Genomic DNA, 16,722 nt, shown 5'->3' with positions numbered 1-16,722 from the left:
CTGCGGTGGCTCAAGATGCGCAGATGCAGCGCGTGGAAGTCACTGGCTCGTCGATCAAGCGCATCGCCGCCGAAGGTGCCTTGCCCGTCACCGTGTTGACCGCCGAAGCCATCCGCACCTCGGGCGCCACCTCGGTCACAGACCTGGTCAAGAAACTCTCTTCCGCCCAGGGGGCGACGACGGAAAGTTCTTCGGTCGGGGGCAGCACCTTCGGTTTCTCCGGCATTTCCGTGCATAACGTGGGTGAGACGCGTACGCTCGTCTTGCTGAATGGCAAGCGCCTGGCCCAGTTCGGCGGCCAGACCCTGACCGGCTTTGCGGCCGGCTTCGACTTGAATTCCATCCCCATCTCGGCAATCGAACGTGTGGAACTGCTGACCGACGGCGCCTCCGCGCTGTATGGCGCCGACGCCATCGCCGGCGTGGTCAACTTCATTACCAAGCACGATACGACGATGGGCGATGTGAGCATCGGCTATTCCGCGCCCAAAAATGGTGCGCGTGAGAAACGTATCAGCGCCACCAAAGGTTTCGGCAATCTGGACGAAGATGGCTACAACGTGGTGCTGACCTTTGGCCATGATGAACGCGACAAGTTGACCTCGGTCGACCGCTCGTTCGCCAACACAGGCCAGGTGCAATTCTCGGCCAATGGCAAACGCTATCAGAAGCAGCAGTCTTCGGTCAGCCCGATTCCCGCCAACGCCGTTGATGACAATGGCCAGTTGATCAGTCCTTACCAAAAGCTGAACGGCTCCTGCCCCGCCAGGACTTTCCGCGTGCTTGAACCGTATGCAGACCCGGATGGCACCCCGCGCTTGAATGACTACTGCGGTTATGATTTTGTTAAGGACCTGGAGATCTATCCGGAACGCAAACGCGACAATTTCATGGCTTCGGGCACGTTCAAAGTCGCCGGTCACGAAGTGTATGCCGACGTACTCTTGTCGCGCACCAAGCAGACCTCGCGTATCGCCCCCGTGCCGGGCGAGATTTCCATCGATAAAGGGACGCCGTTGCATGACAAGTATTTGTTGCCAGTCGGTATAACCGGTGACAGCGTGGCGGCCTATCGCCTGTTCGACATGGGACAGCGCACCTCGAAGGATACGGCGGATTTCGCCAGCGTGGTGGTGGGCACGCGCGGCGTGGCCGCCGGCTGGGATTACAATGCCTCCTACAACTTCTCGGAAAGCCGCGTAAAAGGCAGTATTTCCGGTTATCCTGGCGCGATTGCCGTCAGCAACCTGACATCGAGCGGCTTGCTCGATCCCTTCGTCGGTCCGGGCAAGCAGTCGGCCGCAGCGCAGGAAGCCATCAAGGCGGCCGCCTTCACCGGCTACTGGGATGGCGGCACGTCGCGCTTGCAAACCATCAATTTGAGTGGTTCGACGGAAATACGACGCCTGCCGGGCGGCGCCATGATGCTGGGCGTGGGCGCCAACATCAATCGCGAGGAGTTTTCCTCCAAACCGAGTCCGTTTGCGCAGGGCATCCTGGCCGACCCAGTGAAGGGTACCTTGTGCGGCGGCACGACGGGACTGGAGTGCGACCAGCGTTTCGGCGACGCGGCCAGCAGCAATCCGTACAGTGCCAGCCGCACCTCGAAGGGCGTGTTTGGCGAACTGATCGCACCCGTGCTGAAGGAACTGGAACTGGGCGCGGCCCTGCGTTTCGATGAATTCTCGGACTTCGGCGGCGCCACCACGGCCAAGGCCAGCTTCAAGTGGACGCCGGCGCCCACCTTGCTGATCCGTGGTTCCGTTGGCAATGGTTTCCATGCGCCGACAGTGCCACAAGTCAACGCCCTGCAGCGCGGCTATGGCGTCACCAGCGACAATTACACGTGTACGCCGGCCCTGCAAGCGATTGCCACGCGCCTCAATGCCCAATGCCAGCCAGGCAACCACCAGTACGATCAGTTGGCCGGCGGTAACCGCAACTTGCAGCCAGAGAAGTCGAAACAGGCCACCCTGGGCTTCCGCTACGAGCCGATCAGCGCCATTACCCTGGGAGCCGACCTGTGGCATGTGCAGATCCGCGATTCCTTCGGCCAGTTGACCGAGCAGCTGGTGTTCGCCAATCCCGCAGCATTTCCGAAATCGTGGGGCGTGAATACGGACGTCGGTACGGGCAAGACCTACCTGGCCTTCCTGGCCGATAACCAGAACCTCGGTAAATCGTTCGCCACTGGCGTCGATATCGATATCAGCGCTCGATACCGCTCGGGTATCGGCCTGTTTACCTCGCAGTTGAATGCGACGCAGATGTTGCGCGAAGATATACAGCTGGAACGCGGTGGTCAGTATTATTCTGCGCTGGGTAACTTCGCCGAGCTCGGTACTGTCACCTTCCGCACGCGCGGCCAGTGGACGAATACTTTGAAAACAGGCAACTGGGCCAATTCGCTGACGGTTAACTTCCTGTCCGGCTACAAGGATCAGGAAACGACGGTCGATGTGCTCGACGCTTCCGGCGCCGTGACGGGCCAGGAAGATATCCGGATGCGGGTCGGGTTCTATTCGACGCTCGACTGGCAGACGGTCTGGACACCCAGCAAGAGCTGGGTTTTCACCGCAGGCGTGCTGAACCTGACCGACAAGAGCCCGCCATTCGTGCCATCGACGTCCGGCGCGAACCGCGGCCAGCAATTCGGCTATGACGACCGCTACTACGATCCGCGCGGCCGTACCGGCTACCTGAATGCCTCGTACAAGTTTTAATCGTCAGGTACAGGTATAAAAAAACCGGCATATGGTGCCGGTTTTTTTTCGTCCCGCCGCAGGGCGGGGACGGTGTGGCCTAGCCGCGTGCCGCCATCGACAGGGCCACCGCTTCGGCCACCTTGATGCCGTCGACGGCCGCCGACAGGATGCCGCCCGCATAGCCGGCGCCTTCGCCGGCGGGGAACAGGCCGCGCGTGTTCAGGCTTTGCAGGTCGTCGTCGCGGCGCTTGATGCGGATCGGCGACGAAGTGCGCGTTTCCACGCCCGTCAGCACGGCGTCGGCCTTGTAATAACCCTTGATTTGCTTGTTGAACGCAGGAAACGCTTCACGCAGCGCCGTGATCGCGTATTCAGGCAGCGAGGGCGCCAGGTCCGTCAGGTGCACGGCCGGCTTGTACGACGGCACCACGCTGCCAAATTCCGTCGAGGCGCGGCCAGCGACGAAATCGCCGACCAATTGCCCTGGAGCATCGTAGTTGCCGCCACCCAGGGCAAATGCGCGCTCTTCCAGTTCGCGCTGCAGGGCGATGCCGGCCAGCGGGTCGCCCGGATAGTCGGCCGGCGTGATGCCGACCACGATGGCGCTGTTGGCGTTGCGCTCGTTGCGCGAATACTGGCTCATGCCGTTCGTCACCAGGCGGCCCGGTTCCGAGGCGGCCGCCACCACCGTGCCGCCCGGGCACATGCAGAAGCTGTAGACGGAACGGCCATTGCTGGCGTGGTGCACCAGCTTGTAGTCGGCCGCGCCCAGGATCGGGTGGCCGGCGCTGGGGCCGAAGCGGCAGCTGTCGATCAGGGATTGCGGGTGTTCCACGCGGAAGCCTATCGAGAACGGTTTCGCTTCGATGTACACGCCGCGCTTGTGCAGCATTTCAAAGGTGTCGCGCGCGCTGTGGCCGATGGCCAGCACGACGTGGTTGCTGGCGATGGTTTCGCCATTGTCCAGCACCACGCCGCGCACCTGACCGCCGTCGGCGCCTGGCACGATGTCGAGATCGACCACTTTGCTGCTGAAACGGTATTCGCCGCCCAGCCGCTCGATATTGGCGCGCATTTCTTCCACCATCTTGACCAGGCGGAAGGTGCCGATGTGCGGCTTGCTCACATACATGATTTCCTCGGGCGCGCCCGCCTTGACGAATTCCGTCAAGACCTTGCGGCCGTAGTGCTTGGGATCCTTGATCTGGCTGTACAGCTTGCCGTCCGAGAACGTGCCGGCGCCGCCTTCGCCGAACTGCACGTTCGACTCGGGATTGAGCTCGCGCTTGCGCCAGAAGCCGAAGGTGTCGACCGTGCGTTCGCGCACCTGCTTGCCCCGTTCCAGGATGAGGGGGCGCAAGCCCATCTGCGCCAGGATCAGCGCCACGAACAGGCCGCACGGGCCCGTGCCGATGACGATGGGGCGCGGTTCAGTGCTGTGGCCGGCCAGCTGTTCGCCGCCGGCGACGAATTTGTAGTCGGTGTCGGGCGCGGGCATCAGGTGGATGTCGTGGCTCAGGCGCGCCAGCACGGCCGCTTCATTCTTGACGTCCACATGCAGCGAGTAAATCAACACCACGGCGCTGCGCTTGCGCGCGTCATAGCTGCGTTTGAAGACGGTAAAGCCGAGAAAATCGGCCGCAGCGATGCCCAGGCGCGCCAGGATGGCGGCGGGCAGGGCCGCTTCGTCGTGTTCGAGGGGGAGTTTTACTTCGTTGAGTCGCAACATGGTGTGTTTTTAAAAATTGCAGGGCTCCGTATCTAGCGGAGAGTGTGCGGTGCCGAGTGAGGGCATCAGGGCGCTATTTTACCCGCATGTCCGGCTGCGGGCCATTTGCCGGCCATCTGCGCGGGTGGCGGCGCCTTGGCGCGGCAGGAAAGAAAGGTGTTGCAAAAAAGAAAAAATCCGGCGGCCAGTGCGTGGCCGCCGGATTTGTCTTGCTAACTAACTGTTATATCTTGCCTGGCGATTAGAACGTGTAACGACCGCCCAGCGTGAAGTAACGGCCCACTGCGCCCGATTGATGCAGCGATGGGTTGTAGTTGATACGGCCGTAGGTTTGCACGTCCAGTGGTGCCATCTTGTCGAACAGGTTGGAGATCGACGCGGTGAGTTCCCATTGTTTCGTGACATTCCACTTGGCAAACAGATCCGTGGTGGTGAACGAAGCGATACGGCAGTTTTTGTATGGCACGTCGTTGGCATCGATGTCCAGGCAATCGCCCTTGACATCGTTCTTGTTGCTGATGCTGCTGACGTAGTTCATGTTGGCCGTGATGTTGACCGGACCTTGATCCCAGCCCAGGGTCAGGCGGACTTTGGTCTTCGGCGTACCGCCGTTGCCGGACAGGTTGGTGTCGCCGTGGGTGCCGGCAAACTCCAGTACCGTGCCGTCGGCATTGGTACGGGTGAATTCCTTCATGTACGTGACCGTTACGCCCGAGTTAAAGCGGCCGTATTCGCCGGCGTTGTACTTGCCGCGCAAATCCAGGTCGATACCCGAGGTCTTGGTTTTGCCTGCGTTCAGGTAAGGTGCTTTGACCATCAGGATAGGACCAGCCAAGCCTGGGAAGTTGCTCGTCGGTTCGCCACGTACGATGACCGCATCCGGGTAGCCAGCCGGGTTGGCGACCACTGCGCCAGGATCGGAGCCGTTGATCTCGCCGTCACGGACGATCTTCCACCAGTCGATCGACAGGCTGATGTTCTTGATCGGCTCGAGCACCATGCCCAGGCTGTAGCTCTTCGACGTTTCTGGCTTGATGTTCTTGTTGCCGATGGTGATCGCGCCAACTTGTTGCGACGAGCAATCGATCGTCAAGTGCGTCACGGCGCAGCGCACTGGGTCGCTGGCGATGTTGGTGAACGCCGCCACGGCGCTGTTGCCGTTTTCCGCGGCGCTAGGCGCGCGGAAACCTTCCGCATACGTACCGCGGAAAGCCACGGCCGATGCTGGCGTGAACTTGAAGCCAACTTTTGGCGTGGTCGAGCGACCATAGTCCGAGTAATCATCGCTGCGCAGCGCAAATTGCAGTTCCAGTTCTTTCATGACTGGCGCGGCGACCTCGGCGTACAGGGCCTTGACGTTGCGCGAACCTTGCGAAGCGGAATAGCCCAGGCCAACGATATCGTTGATGTCGGTGTATGGCGTCGATTGGCTGTTCGTTTCTTCCTTGCGGTATTCGGCACCCACTGCGAGGCCCATCATGCCGCCTGGCAATTGGAACAGTTCGCGCGTCGCCTTGAAGTCCAGCGAGGTGCTCTTCGTCGTGCCCGAGTTGTTCAGCGTAGGCGATACCAGCGCCAGTACTTCAGGGCTGTTGATGACGCCCTTGCCGATACGGAAAGTGCCGTTGTTCAGCGCCTGGCGCAAGGCGCTGGTACGGTAGTAGCCCGTTTGCGTGCGGTCGGTTTTGCTTTCTGCATACATCAAGCCAGTATCGTAATCCCAGTTGGCGTAGGTACCCTTGACGCCGGCCAGGACACGGGTGACGGTCGTTTCGAGGTTCGATACGCGTGGACGCGATGCATCGACCCAGCGCGGACGGGCGGCGACGCCCAGGATGTTGTCCGGGTGTCCCGCTGGCATCAGCAGTTGGTCCGGGCCACTGTTGGTGTTGTTGACGCGGGCATTGACAAGGTCGAAGCCAGCGCCGGTCAGGCCGGATGGGGTGGTGTAGGTGTCGGCCTTCGACTTGAAGATGCCCACTTCCGTGTAGCCTTGCGCATCGGCGCCCAGTGCCAGGGTGCCGCGCATGAACAGGTTGACGTTTTCGGTCTTTGGCTGGACGGTCGCGAACTGGACCGGATCCCACAGGCAGCCGCCGCCGCGGTTGTCGCCCGCAGTGCCGCCGGTCGGATCGAGGTTGATCGGATCGCACGAGCCCGGCAAGTTGGTGACATTGCCCAGCTTTGGCGAGATTGGACGCAGGGTGCCCAGGAAGGAGCTGCCGCCGCCGTTGCCGCTGGTCGTGGCGCCACCGCGCTGGTCGCGCCCACCCCATGGACGGGCATCGGCTTGGCCGATCCACTTGTCGCGGTTGGATTGTTTGATTTCGCCCGATTTTTTCGCATCGATGGTGGCGAAGACGTTGAATTTGTCGGTGTCCATGTCGCCGAAGCCGATGGCGCCGGAGATGCTGGTGACGGTGCCGTCGCCGTGGCCGCTCTGGCCGACGTTGGCGGAGATGGTCTTGCCGACATAGTTCTGGCGCAAGATGATGTTGACCACGCCGGCGATCGCGTCGGAACCGTAAATGGCGGAAGCGCCGTCTTTCAGGATATCGATGCGGTCCACGGCGTCGAGGGGAATCGAATTCAAGTCGACGAAGCTGCGTTGGCCGTCATCGCCGAAGCCGTACGGCGCCGTGCGGCGGCCATTGATCAGCACCAGAGTCGAGCTGACGCTCAGACCGCGCAGCGACACGCCAGAGGCGCTGCCGGCGAAACCGCTGGTGAAGGAGCCGCTGATACTGCCGTTGTTGTCGGCGGAGATGCTGCGCACGACGTCGGCGATCGATGCTTTACCGGTCTGTTCGATGTCTTTGCGGGTCAGTGTTTGAATGACCGAAATGGTCTCGGCTTCCGCGCGTTTGATGCTCGAACCTGTCACTTCAACCTTTTGAATGTTTTGGCCAGTAGTCTGTGCGTTGGCTACATGCATGCCAAACGCAAGGCTGCCGATAAACATCAAACGGATAGACCGCGATAATCCTGTTTCCACCATCATTGCAAAACTCCTCACTTTATGAATATGCGGCACGACATCTCCTTGTATTGGAAACGCTAACCATATATGTATCTATTATTTTATCGATCGTCTCATGGACGGTATCTTTGAAATCTTTGAGTATTCAAAGTTTCAAGATGTTAATGAAACCATCGTAGCTGCTTGCCTGTCAATTTTTATAGCCCGGACACATATGAAAAAACAACACACGGCAGAGCTCGGTTATTTTTTCTTGCCTGAGCGATGTTGCCATATACGGGGTGCGGGCCGCATTTTTGCAGGCTCTGAATGCTGCGGTGCGGGAGGGAAGGCGATGGTGGAAGCGTTGTTTTTTTGTACTAACACGCAGAACGATAGACGTGAGCGCCATCATGGTGCAATATTGGGTTTGTGTATCAAAAGTGTGCAAGCCCGCATCATTCTGGTGCTTAATCGCAGGGTGCTAAAGAATTTTATTTATTTAAATATTTAAAAAGATAATAATTGGTCCGTCATTTCATGAATGCGCGGATTATCTTCGTTTGTTTTTTTGGATTTTTTCGGCATTCACGCAATAAAAGAAATTCGTATTGCGGCAAGGCCGGTATTGCCGGCGCCGAATGGATGCGCGCTGTAACGGGCCGGAAAATGCAAGCGATGGAATTGGCATGCGGCTGCGTATGCGCTGGCCTGTGCTGGCGTTGGCGGCGACCCGAGACTGCTTCCCGGGTCGCCTGTGGACAAGAGCTTACACTGGCAGTTGCGGATATGACGGCAGCACGGGCGCGCTGTGCTGTCATGCGCGCATATTTACATCCCGCCCCACAATGCACTCAGCGTCGCCAATGCCGTCAGGCCCGCCGTTTCCGTGCGCAGGATGCGCGGACCCATGGCCAGGCCGATGGCGCCGGCGGCCAGCGCCGCCTTTTCTTCCGCTTCCGAAAAGCCCCCTTCCGGCCCCACCATCACGGTGATCGCCTGCGGCGGCTGATGACGCGCCCAGTCGGCCAGCGACTGCTCGGCGCGCGGCGTCAAAATGATGCGTTTATGTAAATCTTGCTGGCTGCTCCAGCTATTAAAATCCTGCAATGGCGCCAGCTGCGCCAGGCGGTTGCGCCCGCATTGTTCCGATGCGGACACGATGATCGCTTGCCAATGCGCGAGCTTTTTCTCGGCCCGCTCGCTGGACAAGCGCACGACGCAGCGCTGCGCCGCCAGCGGCACGATGCCGGCCGCGCCCAGTTCGATGGCTTTTTCGATGATCCAGTCCATTTTGGACGCTTCCGGCAGCGCTTGCGCCAGGGTCACGGCGTACGGCAGTTCCGCCTCGCGCGCAGTGTGGGACTTCAGTTCGGCGCTGGCGCGTTTTTTCTCGACGTTGCACAAGACAGCCGTGTACTCGCCGCCCTCGCCGTTGAAGACGGTGATGGCCTCGCCCGGCACAAGCCGCACCACATGGACGTGGTGGGCGACGGCGTCGGGCAGAGCGATGGTGGCGCCTATGGCGAGTGGCTGGGGACAGAAAAAACGCGGCATGCAACATCCTGCGGAGAGAAACAATGGGAGGTGCCGCGCCGCGCGCGGGTAGGGCGCGCGCGGCTGCGACTCGAGGGTGCAATTTTAGTACCGCTGCGCGCGGCCGGGTGAAATTCTTGCCGCCGGCCTGCGCACGGCGCATCCGGGGCGGGAAATTGCGCGGCTATAACAAGCTGATCAAAAACGAAATGTTGTTTTTTGATTTCATAAACCATTGCATTATTGACAGTGAAGCTTTTGGCGTGGTTTGATGACTATACAAGTTGTGTTGAACGACATCAATTGTTTCCAGCAATGTCGTCCGTGATGTGATTCGGTATGGTATGGGGAGACGCCGCACGTTTCAATGCTTGGGCCTATGGCCCTGGGCGCGTTGCGGCCAGCTTAAATTGGTTGGAAAGCATGACACTGTAACTGTAGCGGGAGGGCCTTGCCGTTTTTCGCAAGACCATGAGAGATTTAAGCGATTATAAAAATACAAACTAATCGCTTATCAAGTGATATCAGGGATCAAGAAAAGGAATCAGTTATGATGTTGATGTTTCGCGAAAAAAAGAGTGTGCAGGTGGTGAGATTGGCGTTGGCCGCGTTCGCCGGCGTCGCAACGATGAGCGTGCACGCGCAGGAAGCGATCGATGCGCCGGTGCCTAAGGTGCAGCGCGTCGAAATCACCGGTTCGAGTATCAAACGTATCGAAGCCGAAGGTATTTCCCCGATCACCGTGATGACGCGCGAATCGATCGCCCGCTCGGGCGCGACGTCGGTGCTGGACCTGATGCGCAACTTGACTGCTGCGGGCGGTAACGGCGGTGAGCTGGCGACGTCGAGTTCCTTCCGCAACGGCGCCACCAGCGTCTCGCTGCGCGGTCTGCCGACCCTCATCCTGTTGAACGGCTATCGCCTGCCGGCGTCCGGTTCGGACGATTACAGCGGCCAGACCTCGGTCGATCTGAACGCCATTCCGCTGGCGGCCATCGAGCGCATCGATGTCCTCAAGGACGGCGCCTCGGCCATCTACGGCACCGATGCCGTCGGCGGCGTCATTAACTTCATCCTGCGCAAGGATTACCAGGGCTTGACCCTGGACGCCAGCACCGGTTCGACCACCTATGGCGACGGGCAAAACCATAAGGTGTCCGTGTCCGGCGGTTTCGGTGACCGTGACGCACAGAAATTTAACGTGACTTATTCGGCTTCGTACGAAAAAACCAAGGCCATCCATGGTGTCGACCGCGATTGGGCGAACAGTACCGATTTCACCGGTCACAAGGGCGGCCTGTATCAGGGTAGCACGTACGGCGCCAAGGGCCGCGATCCTGGCACCATTTCGCTGGGCGGTTCGCAGCGCATGGCCGATCCGGAGTGCGACGCGGCCCACCGCAAGCCCTATCCTGACGCGCCGGAATGGGTGGCTGCGCCGAACCGCAACGCCTGCTTGTACTCCACCGCCGAGTCGATAGACCTGGTGCGCCCGTCCACACGCTACGGCGGGGCGGTCACGGCGAACTGGGATTTGACGCCGGATGTGTCGCTGTTCGCCAATCTGTTCTACAACCACTTCGACACCCGCATCCAAGGCTCGCCGGCCTGGATCCAAAACGCCGACCGTTCCAACGTGCTGCGTGTGGCGGCGGACAACCCCTTCAACATCTACGGCGTGCCGGTCAACATCCGCCGCTACTTCCCCGCCGCCGAGGGTGGTACGGGCACCAATGTTGACACCACCTGGCTGGTCGGCGGCGCTACCGGCCGTGCAGCCAACTGGGACTGGACCGTGTCTGTGGGCCACAGCCAAGAGAAGGGCGAAACGCGCGTCTACGGCTCCTTCCTGCACGATAAATTGCAGAGTTACCTGGCGCAGGGCAAGTTTAACCCCTTCGGCGGCAACCACAATTCGGAGCAGGTCATCAACGAACTGACAGCCGACCAGTACACCAAGACCAAGTCCTCGACGGATTTTGCCAAGGTGACTGCTTCCAGCGAATTTGGCCAACTGCCCGGCGGCAAGATCGGTGTGGCCGTCGGTGCCGAGTATAAGCGCGAGAAGCTCAGCTACGATCCGTCGCAGGCTTGGCGCGATGGCGCGATCGGCATCTATTCGACCCTGCGCGGCATCGACGGCTCCGAGTCGCTCGGCGCCGTGTTCGGCGAGTTGGCCCTGCCGCTGCTGAAAAATTTGGAAGCGCAGGCGGCCGTCCGCTATGACCGCTACCAGTTGGCTGGCGGTACCACCAACCCGAAGCTTGGCCTGCGCTGGACCGCCTTGCCGACCTTGATGTTCCGCACCAGCTACAGCACCGGTTTCCGCGCGCCGACGCTGTCGCAGCGCTTTAACGAAGGCCGCGGCGGTTTCGTCGCAACCAAGGATCCGAAGCGTTGCATCGTGGGTGACGCGTATTTTGACACCGCTTGTAGCGGTTCGGCGCTGTCTCTGCTGTCTGGCACGAAGGATTTGAAGCCCGAAAAATCGAAGCAGTTCAACCTGGGCGTGGTTGCCGAGCCGATCAAGAACCTGACGCTGGGTTTAACCTACTGGAATATCAAGTGGAACGATCGGGTCGAGAATCTTGACAACGAAACCGTGTTGGCGGGCGAGGATGGTCAGTACAAGAATGCCGTTACGCGCTACGCCGTGACGGCGGAAGACCAGGAGAAGTATAATGCGCTGAGCGCCGCCCAGCGCGCGACGCTGGGTCCGTTGGTAGGTCGCCTGAAGCAGCTGCAGGTTGGTTTGATCAACCGCAGCAAGGTCACCACCGACGGTTTGGATGTCGAAGCGTCGTACACGCTGCGCACAGCCGAGATGGGGCGTTTCAAGGTGTTCGGCGAGGCGACCTACACACTGTCCTATGACCGCGCGCTGTTGCCTGACGATCCGGCGATCAATTGCGCCAACAACACGGCCTGCGAGGCCGGTGAATACGGCTATCCTAAGCTGCTGGCCAAGCTGGGTGTCAACTGGGATCGCGGTGCTTGGGCGGCGACGACAAGCGCCAACTTCACCTCGCATTACCACGTGGACCGGACACCGTCGGCGACGATCAACCTTTACTACGACGAGTACGCGAACGGCCTGATGATCCCGAGCGCGACCCTGGTTGACGCCTCGCTGTCCTACAGCGGCTTCAAGAACCTGGTGCTGCGCGGTGGCGTCAATAACGTGTTCGATCGTGCGCCAGCGTTCGATCCATCGTCGAACATCGGCTACGACACCGCCTACGGCAATCCGCGTGGCCGTTACATCTATATGTCGGCGTCATACTCCTTCAAATGACGTGAGGATAGACTGACGGGCGGGGCGGGTCGATTTGCGGCGCGCTCCGCAGCGGCGTAAGTCGCGAAAAACCGGGCCTGGCCCGGTTTTTTTTCGCCCCTGCTGGGCGCAAGGGGCGCAACCCGCGGCGGCGGCGTTGCGCGGTTTGATTTTTCCCCTTGTTGGTCTGGTAAAATACACAGCTCTGACTGCGCCCAGCTGCGCAGCAAACGAATTTAAACTCGCGACTGACCCATACCATCATGACAACTACGCTCCCGACTACCAAAATGGCCAATGCGATCCGCGCACTGGCAATGGACGCTGTACAAAAGGCCAATTCCGGCCATCCAGGCATGCCGATGGGCATGGCCGAGATCGCAGTTGCCCTGTGGAGCGGTCACTATCGCCACAATCCCGCGAATCCAAAATGGCAGAACCGCGACCGTTTCCTGTTGTCGAACGGCCACGGCTCGATGCTGCACTACGCGCTGCTGCACCTGACCGGTTACGAGCTGTCGATGGATGACATCAAGGCGTTCCGCCAGATGCATTCGAAAACCCCGGGCCACCCGGAAGTCGATGTCACGCCAGGCGTGGAAACGACCACCGGCCCGCTGGGCCAGGGTATCGCCAACGCCGTCGGCATGGCCCTGTCGGAGCAATTGCTGGCCGCTGAATTCAACAAGCCTGGCTACGATATCGTCAACCACTACACCTACGCGTTTGTGGGCGATGGTTGCCTGATGGAAGGTATTTCGCACGAAGTGTGCGCGCTGGCCGGCACCCTGGGCTTGAACAAACTGATCGCCCTGTACGATGACAACGGCATTTCCATCGACGGCAAAGTCGAAGGCTGGTTCACGGACGACACCCCGGCCCGCTTCGAAGCGTACGGCTGGAACGTCATCCGCGCCGTCGACGGCCACGATGTTGCCGCCGTGGCTGCCGCCATCGCCGCCGCCAAGAAGGCCAGCAAGCCAACCTTGATCTGCTGCAAGACCATCATCGGCAAGGGTTCGCCGAACCTGCAAGGCGGCGACAAGGTCCACGGCGCTGCGCTGGGCGACAAGGAAATCGCCGCCGTGCGCGAATACATCGGCTGGGATGCCGCCCCGTTCGAGATGCCGGCCGACGTGTACGCAGCCTGGGATGCCAAGAAGCAAGGCGCCCTGCTGGAAGCGGACTGGAACGAGCGTTTCGTCGCTTATGGCCGCGAATTCCCGCAGCAAGCCGCTGAACTGAGCCGCCGCATGCAGGGCGACTTGCCCGCCGCGTTTGAAACGGCGCTGTCGGCCGCCATCGCTTCCTGCGTCGAGAAGAAAGAAAACATTGCCACCCGCAAGGCCAGCCAGAACGCCATCCAGGCACTGGCGTCGTCCCTGCCGGAATTCCTGGGCGGCTCGGCCGACCTGACCGGTTCGAACCTGACCAACTGGAAAGAGTGCGTAGCCGTGCGTTCGGGCCAGCCTGGCAACCACATCAATTACGGCGTGCGCGAATTCGGCATGAGCGCCATCATGAACGGCATTACCTTGCACGGCGGCTACATTCCGTTCGGCGCCACGTTCCTGACGTTCTCCGACTACAGCCGCAATGCGCTGCGCATGGCTGCCCTGATGAAACTGCGTTCGATCTTCGTGTTCACCCACGATTCGATCGGCCTGGGCGAAGATGGCCCGACGCACCAATCGGTCGAGCACGTCTCGTCGATGCGTTTGATCCCGAACCTGGACAACTGGCGTCCGTGCGACACCGTCGAGTCGGCTGCTGCCTGGGGCGCCGCCGTGCGCCGCAAGGACGGTCCGTCGACCCTGATCTTCTCGCGCCAGAACCTGCCATACCAGGAACGTAGCGCCGAACAGATCGAGAACATCTACCGCGGCGGCTATGTGCTGAACGACGTGGCCGACGCCAAGGCGATCCTGATCGCCACCGGTTCCGAAGTGGAACTGGCCGTCGCCGCCGCCAGCGCGCTGGCGGCCGAAGGCATCGCCGTGCGCGTGGTGTCGATGCCGTCGACCGACGTGTACGACCGCCAGGACGCCGCCTACAAGGCCAGCGTGCTGACGAAAGGCGTGCCGCGCGTGGCCATCGAAGCGGGCGTGACCAGCTTCTGGTACAAATACGTGGGCCTGGAAGGCGCCGTGGTCGGTATCGACACGTTTGGCGAATCGGCTCCGGCCGGCGTGCTGTTCAAGCACTTCGGCTTCACGGTCGAGAATGTCGTAGCCAAGGTTAAAGCCGTTATCGCTGGCTAATATTGATTTTGAGCAGACCCTGGCCATGTGCTGGCCGGGGTGCTGTGCTGATACCTTTTTTTTTAATCAGGAGCAGAGTATGACGATCAAAGTTGCAATCAACGGCTACGGCCGCATCGGCCGTAATGTATTGCGCGCTTTCTACGAAGGCGGCAAGAAACAGGATATCCAGATCGTTGCCATCAACGACCTGGGCGATGCCAAATCGAACGCCCACCTGACCCGCTACGATACCGCGCACGGCAAGTTCCCTGGCACGGTCACCGTCGAAGGCGACAACATGATCGTCAATGGCGATCCGATCCGCGTATTCGCACAGCGCAACCCGGCTGAAATCCCATGGGGCGAGCTGGGCGTGGACGTCGTGCTGGAATGCACGGGCTTCTTCACCACCAAAGAGAAAGCTTCGGCTCACTTGAAGGGCGGCGCGAAAAAAGTCATCATCTCGGCACCAGGCGGCAAGGACGTCGATGCTACCGTCGTGTTCGGCGTGAACCACTCCGTGCTGAAATCGACGGACACCGTCATCTCGAACGCTTCGTGCACCACCAACTGCCTGGCACCGCTGGTCAAGCCGCTGAACGACGCCATCGGCATCGAAACGGGCCTGATGACCACCGTGCACGCCTACACCAACGACCAGGTGCTGTCCGACGTGATGCATGAAGACCTGCGTCGCGCCCGTTCGGCCACCATGAGCATGATCCCGACCAAGACGGGCGCTGCTGCCGCTGTGGGCCTGGTGCTGCCTGAGCTGAATGGCAAGCTGGACGGTTTCGCCATCCGCGTGCCGACCATCAACGTGTCGCTGGTCGACCTGTCCTTCATCGCCAAGCGCGACACCACCGTGGAAGAAGTCAACGCCCTGATGAAGTCCGCTTCGGAAGGCGCCCTGGAAGGCATCCTGACGTACCAGACCGAACCGCTGGTGTCGATCGACTTCAACCACAACCCGGCGTCGTCGAACTTCGACTCGACCCTGACCAAAGTGTCGGGCCGCCTGGTAAAAGTGTCGTCGTGGTATGACAACGAGTGGGGTTTCTCGAACCGCATGCTCGACACCACCGTTGCACTGATGTCGGCCAAGTAATCTTTTGACCGCATAAGCAAAAACGCCCTTCGGGGCGTTTTTTTTCGTCTGTTGCCCGCTTATTCCTTCGGTTCGCACTGATTGCGCCACTGTTCGCACGATGCCTCGACACCCTGGTAGCACATATTGAGGATGTAGTCGCAGTTTTCCGACGGAATCCATGCGCGCACGGCGGCCGTGCTGGAGAACGAAGCGGCGGCGCCGGCGGCGATGGCAAAGACAAACAGGGCTTTTTTAATGGAAATCATTTTTCTCGCTTTCATCATTGGACAACGGTAGGGTGTCGAATCAAAAGACCATCCAGCCAGGCTTGATCAGCCCGCCGGATGCGGAAAAATATTAGCATTAAAACCAGCTAATAATTGCCATAAAGAAAAATATTTCTACTGACGCAAGGCGCGCAGGCGGCGCCGGTAGAAGCGCCACAGCAGGCGCAAGTCGCGCAGCACGGGCACGCCCGACAGCAGGGTCAGCACGCCGGCGAGCAGGATGGTGGCGGCAGGAAAGCCGATGTGCTTGAAGGCCAGGGCGCCGCTGACGCCGCCGATGAAGAAGCAGGCGATCAGCAGGCTGTGCGTCCTGAGCTTGCCCCGGTTCACCTTGACCACGCGGTCCGGCAAGGCGCGCCGGTTGTAATACGCCATCTTGCCCAGTTCGATGCCGATATCGGTCGACAGGCCCGTCACGTGCGTGGTGCGGATGACGGCGCCCGAAATCTTGGTGATGATGGCGTTTTGCAAACCCATCACAAAGCACAGCAGCAAGATGGTGACGGGGCCCAGCACGTCGGGCATGGTGGCCAGGTAATTGCCCGACAAGCCGAACAGCAGCAATAATGCCGCTTCCAGCAGCAGGCTGGCGGCAAACTGGCTGTGCAGCCGGCGTCGCTTGCCCCAGTTCACCATGATGGCCGTCACGGCCGCGCCGCTGACAAAAGCCAGCCATGCGCCCAGCGCCGCCAGGGCCAGCGTGATATTGCCCAGTGCCAAGTCATCCGCCATGCCCGAGACGATGCCCGTCATGTGTGAGGTATAGCCGCCAATGGCAAGAAAACCGCCCGCATTCACGGCGCCGGCCACCAGCGCCAGCACGCAGCCCAGCTGCAGATTGGCTTGCGTATCGCGCGCCGATCCGCTCAGGCGGGACAGGTAATGAAGCGGCATGCCTG

At 60.5% G+C, this 16,722-nt stretch carries 10 protein-coding genes; 5 read left to right on the top strand and 5 right to left on the bottom strand.

The window, feature by feature from the left end; translation table 11 throughout:
- Positions 1 to 5 precede the first annotated feature (5 nt).
- Positions 6 to 2,723, top strand: coding sequence for a TonB-dependent siderophore receptor (locus O3298_RS26040; protein ID WP_305060905.1), 2,718 nt, complete (start codon positions 6 to 8; stop codon positions 2,721 to 2,723).
- 79 nt (positions 2,724 to 2,802) lie between these two features.
- Here the strand turns inward: O3298_RS26040 and O3298_RS26035 are convergent, their stop codons facing one another.
- Together O3298_RS26035 and O3298_RS26030 are read right to left on the bottom strand one after the other, a co-directional pair.
- A complete protein-coding gene (locus O3298_RS26035) occupies positions 2,803 to 4,434 on the bottom strand; it encodes an NAD(P)/FAD-dependent oxidoreductase (RefSeq protein WP_305060904.1) in 1,632 nt (543 codons plus the stop codon).
- Between the two features lie 241 nt (positions 4,435 to 4,675).
- A complete protein-coding gene (locus tag O3298_RS26030; protein ID WP_289918066.1) occupies positions 4,676 to 7,318 on the bottom strand; it encodes a TonB-dependent receptor in 2,643 nt (880 codons plus the stop codon).
- Positions 7,319 to 7,529: 211 nt separating this feature from the next.
- Here O3298_RS26030 and O3298_RS26025 point away from each other — a divergent pair, with 211 nt between their 5' ends.
- A complete protein-coding gene (locus O3298_RS26025; protein ID WP_305060903.1) occupies positions 7,530 to 7,907 on the top strand; it encodes a hypothetical protein in 378 nt (125 codons plus the stop codon).
- 317 nt (positions 7,908 to 8,224) lie between these two features.
- On the opposite strand, the gene O3298_RS26020 is transcribed toward O3298_RS26025, so the two are convergent.
- Positions 8,225 to 8,950 (bottom strand): 16S rRNA (uracil(1498)-N(3))-methyltransferase, encoded by a 726-nt coding sequence (locus O3298_RS26020; protein WP_305060902.1) that lies wholly within the window; start codon positions 8,948 to 8,950, stop codon positions 8,225 to 8,227.
- Between the two features lie 529 nt (positions 8,951 to 9,479).
- Here O3298_RS26020 and O3298_RS26015 point away from each other — a divergent pair.
- The 3 genes from O3298_RS26015 to gap all read left to right on the top strand — a co-directional run bounded on the left by O3298_RS26015 (position 9,480) and on the right by gap (position 15,554).
- On the top strand, positions 9,480 to 12,224 hold the full coding sequence (locus tag O3298_RS26015) for a TonB-dependent receptor (RefSeq protein WP_289913313.1): 2,745 nt from the start codon (positions 9,480 to 9,482) through the stop codon (positions 12,222 to 12,224).
- Positions 12,225 to 12,466: 242 nt separating this feature from the next.
- Positions 12,467 to 14,464, top strand: a complete 1,998-nt coding sequence (gene tkt, locus O3298_RS26010) for a transketolase (RefSeq protein ID WP_289918071.1) — start codon at positions 12,467 to 12,469, stop codon at positions 14,462 to 14,464.
- A gap of 79 nt (positions 14,465 to 14,543) precedes the next feature.
- Entirely contained in the window at positions 14,544 to 15,554 is a 1,011-nt protein-coding gene (gap, locus tag O3298_RS26005; RefSeq protein WP_046685413.1) for a type I glyceraldehyde-3-phosphate dehydrogenase, read from the top strand.
- Between the two features lie 59 nt (positions 15,555 to 15,613).
- Here the strand turns inward: gap and O3298_RS26000 are convergent, their stop codons facing one another.
- Positions 15,614 to 15,802, bottom strand: coding sequence for a hypothetical protein (locus O3298_RS26000; RefSeq protein WP_152281604.1), 189 nt, complete (start codon positions 15,800 to 15,802; stop codon positions 15,614 to 15,616).
- Between the two features lie 135 nt (positions 15,803 to 15,937).
- Entirely contained in the window at positions 15,938 to 16,717 is a 780-nt protein-coding gene (locus O3298_RS25995; RefSeq protein WP_305060901.1) for a YoaK family protein, read from the bottom strand.
- Positions 16,718 to 16,722: the final 5 nt, after the last annotated feature.

Origin of the sequence: Janthinobacterium sp. SUN137 (genome assembly GCF_030587265.1) — a bacterium.
Taxonomy (GTDB): domain Bacteria; phylum Pseudomonadota; class Gammaproteobacteria; order Burkholderiales; family Burkholderiaceae_D; genus Janthinobacterium; species Janthinobacterium kumbetense.
This window is presented reverse-complemented; position numbering and strand designations above follow the sequence as displayed.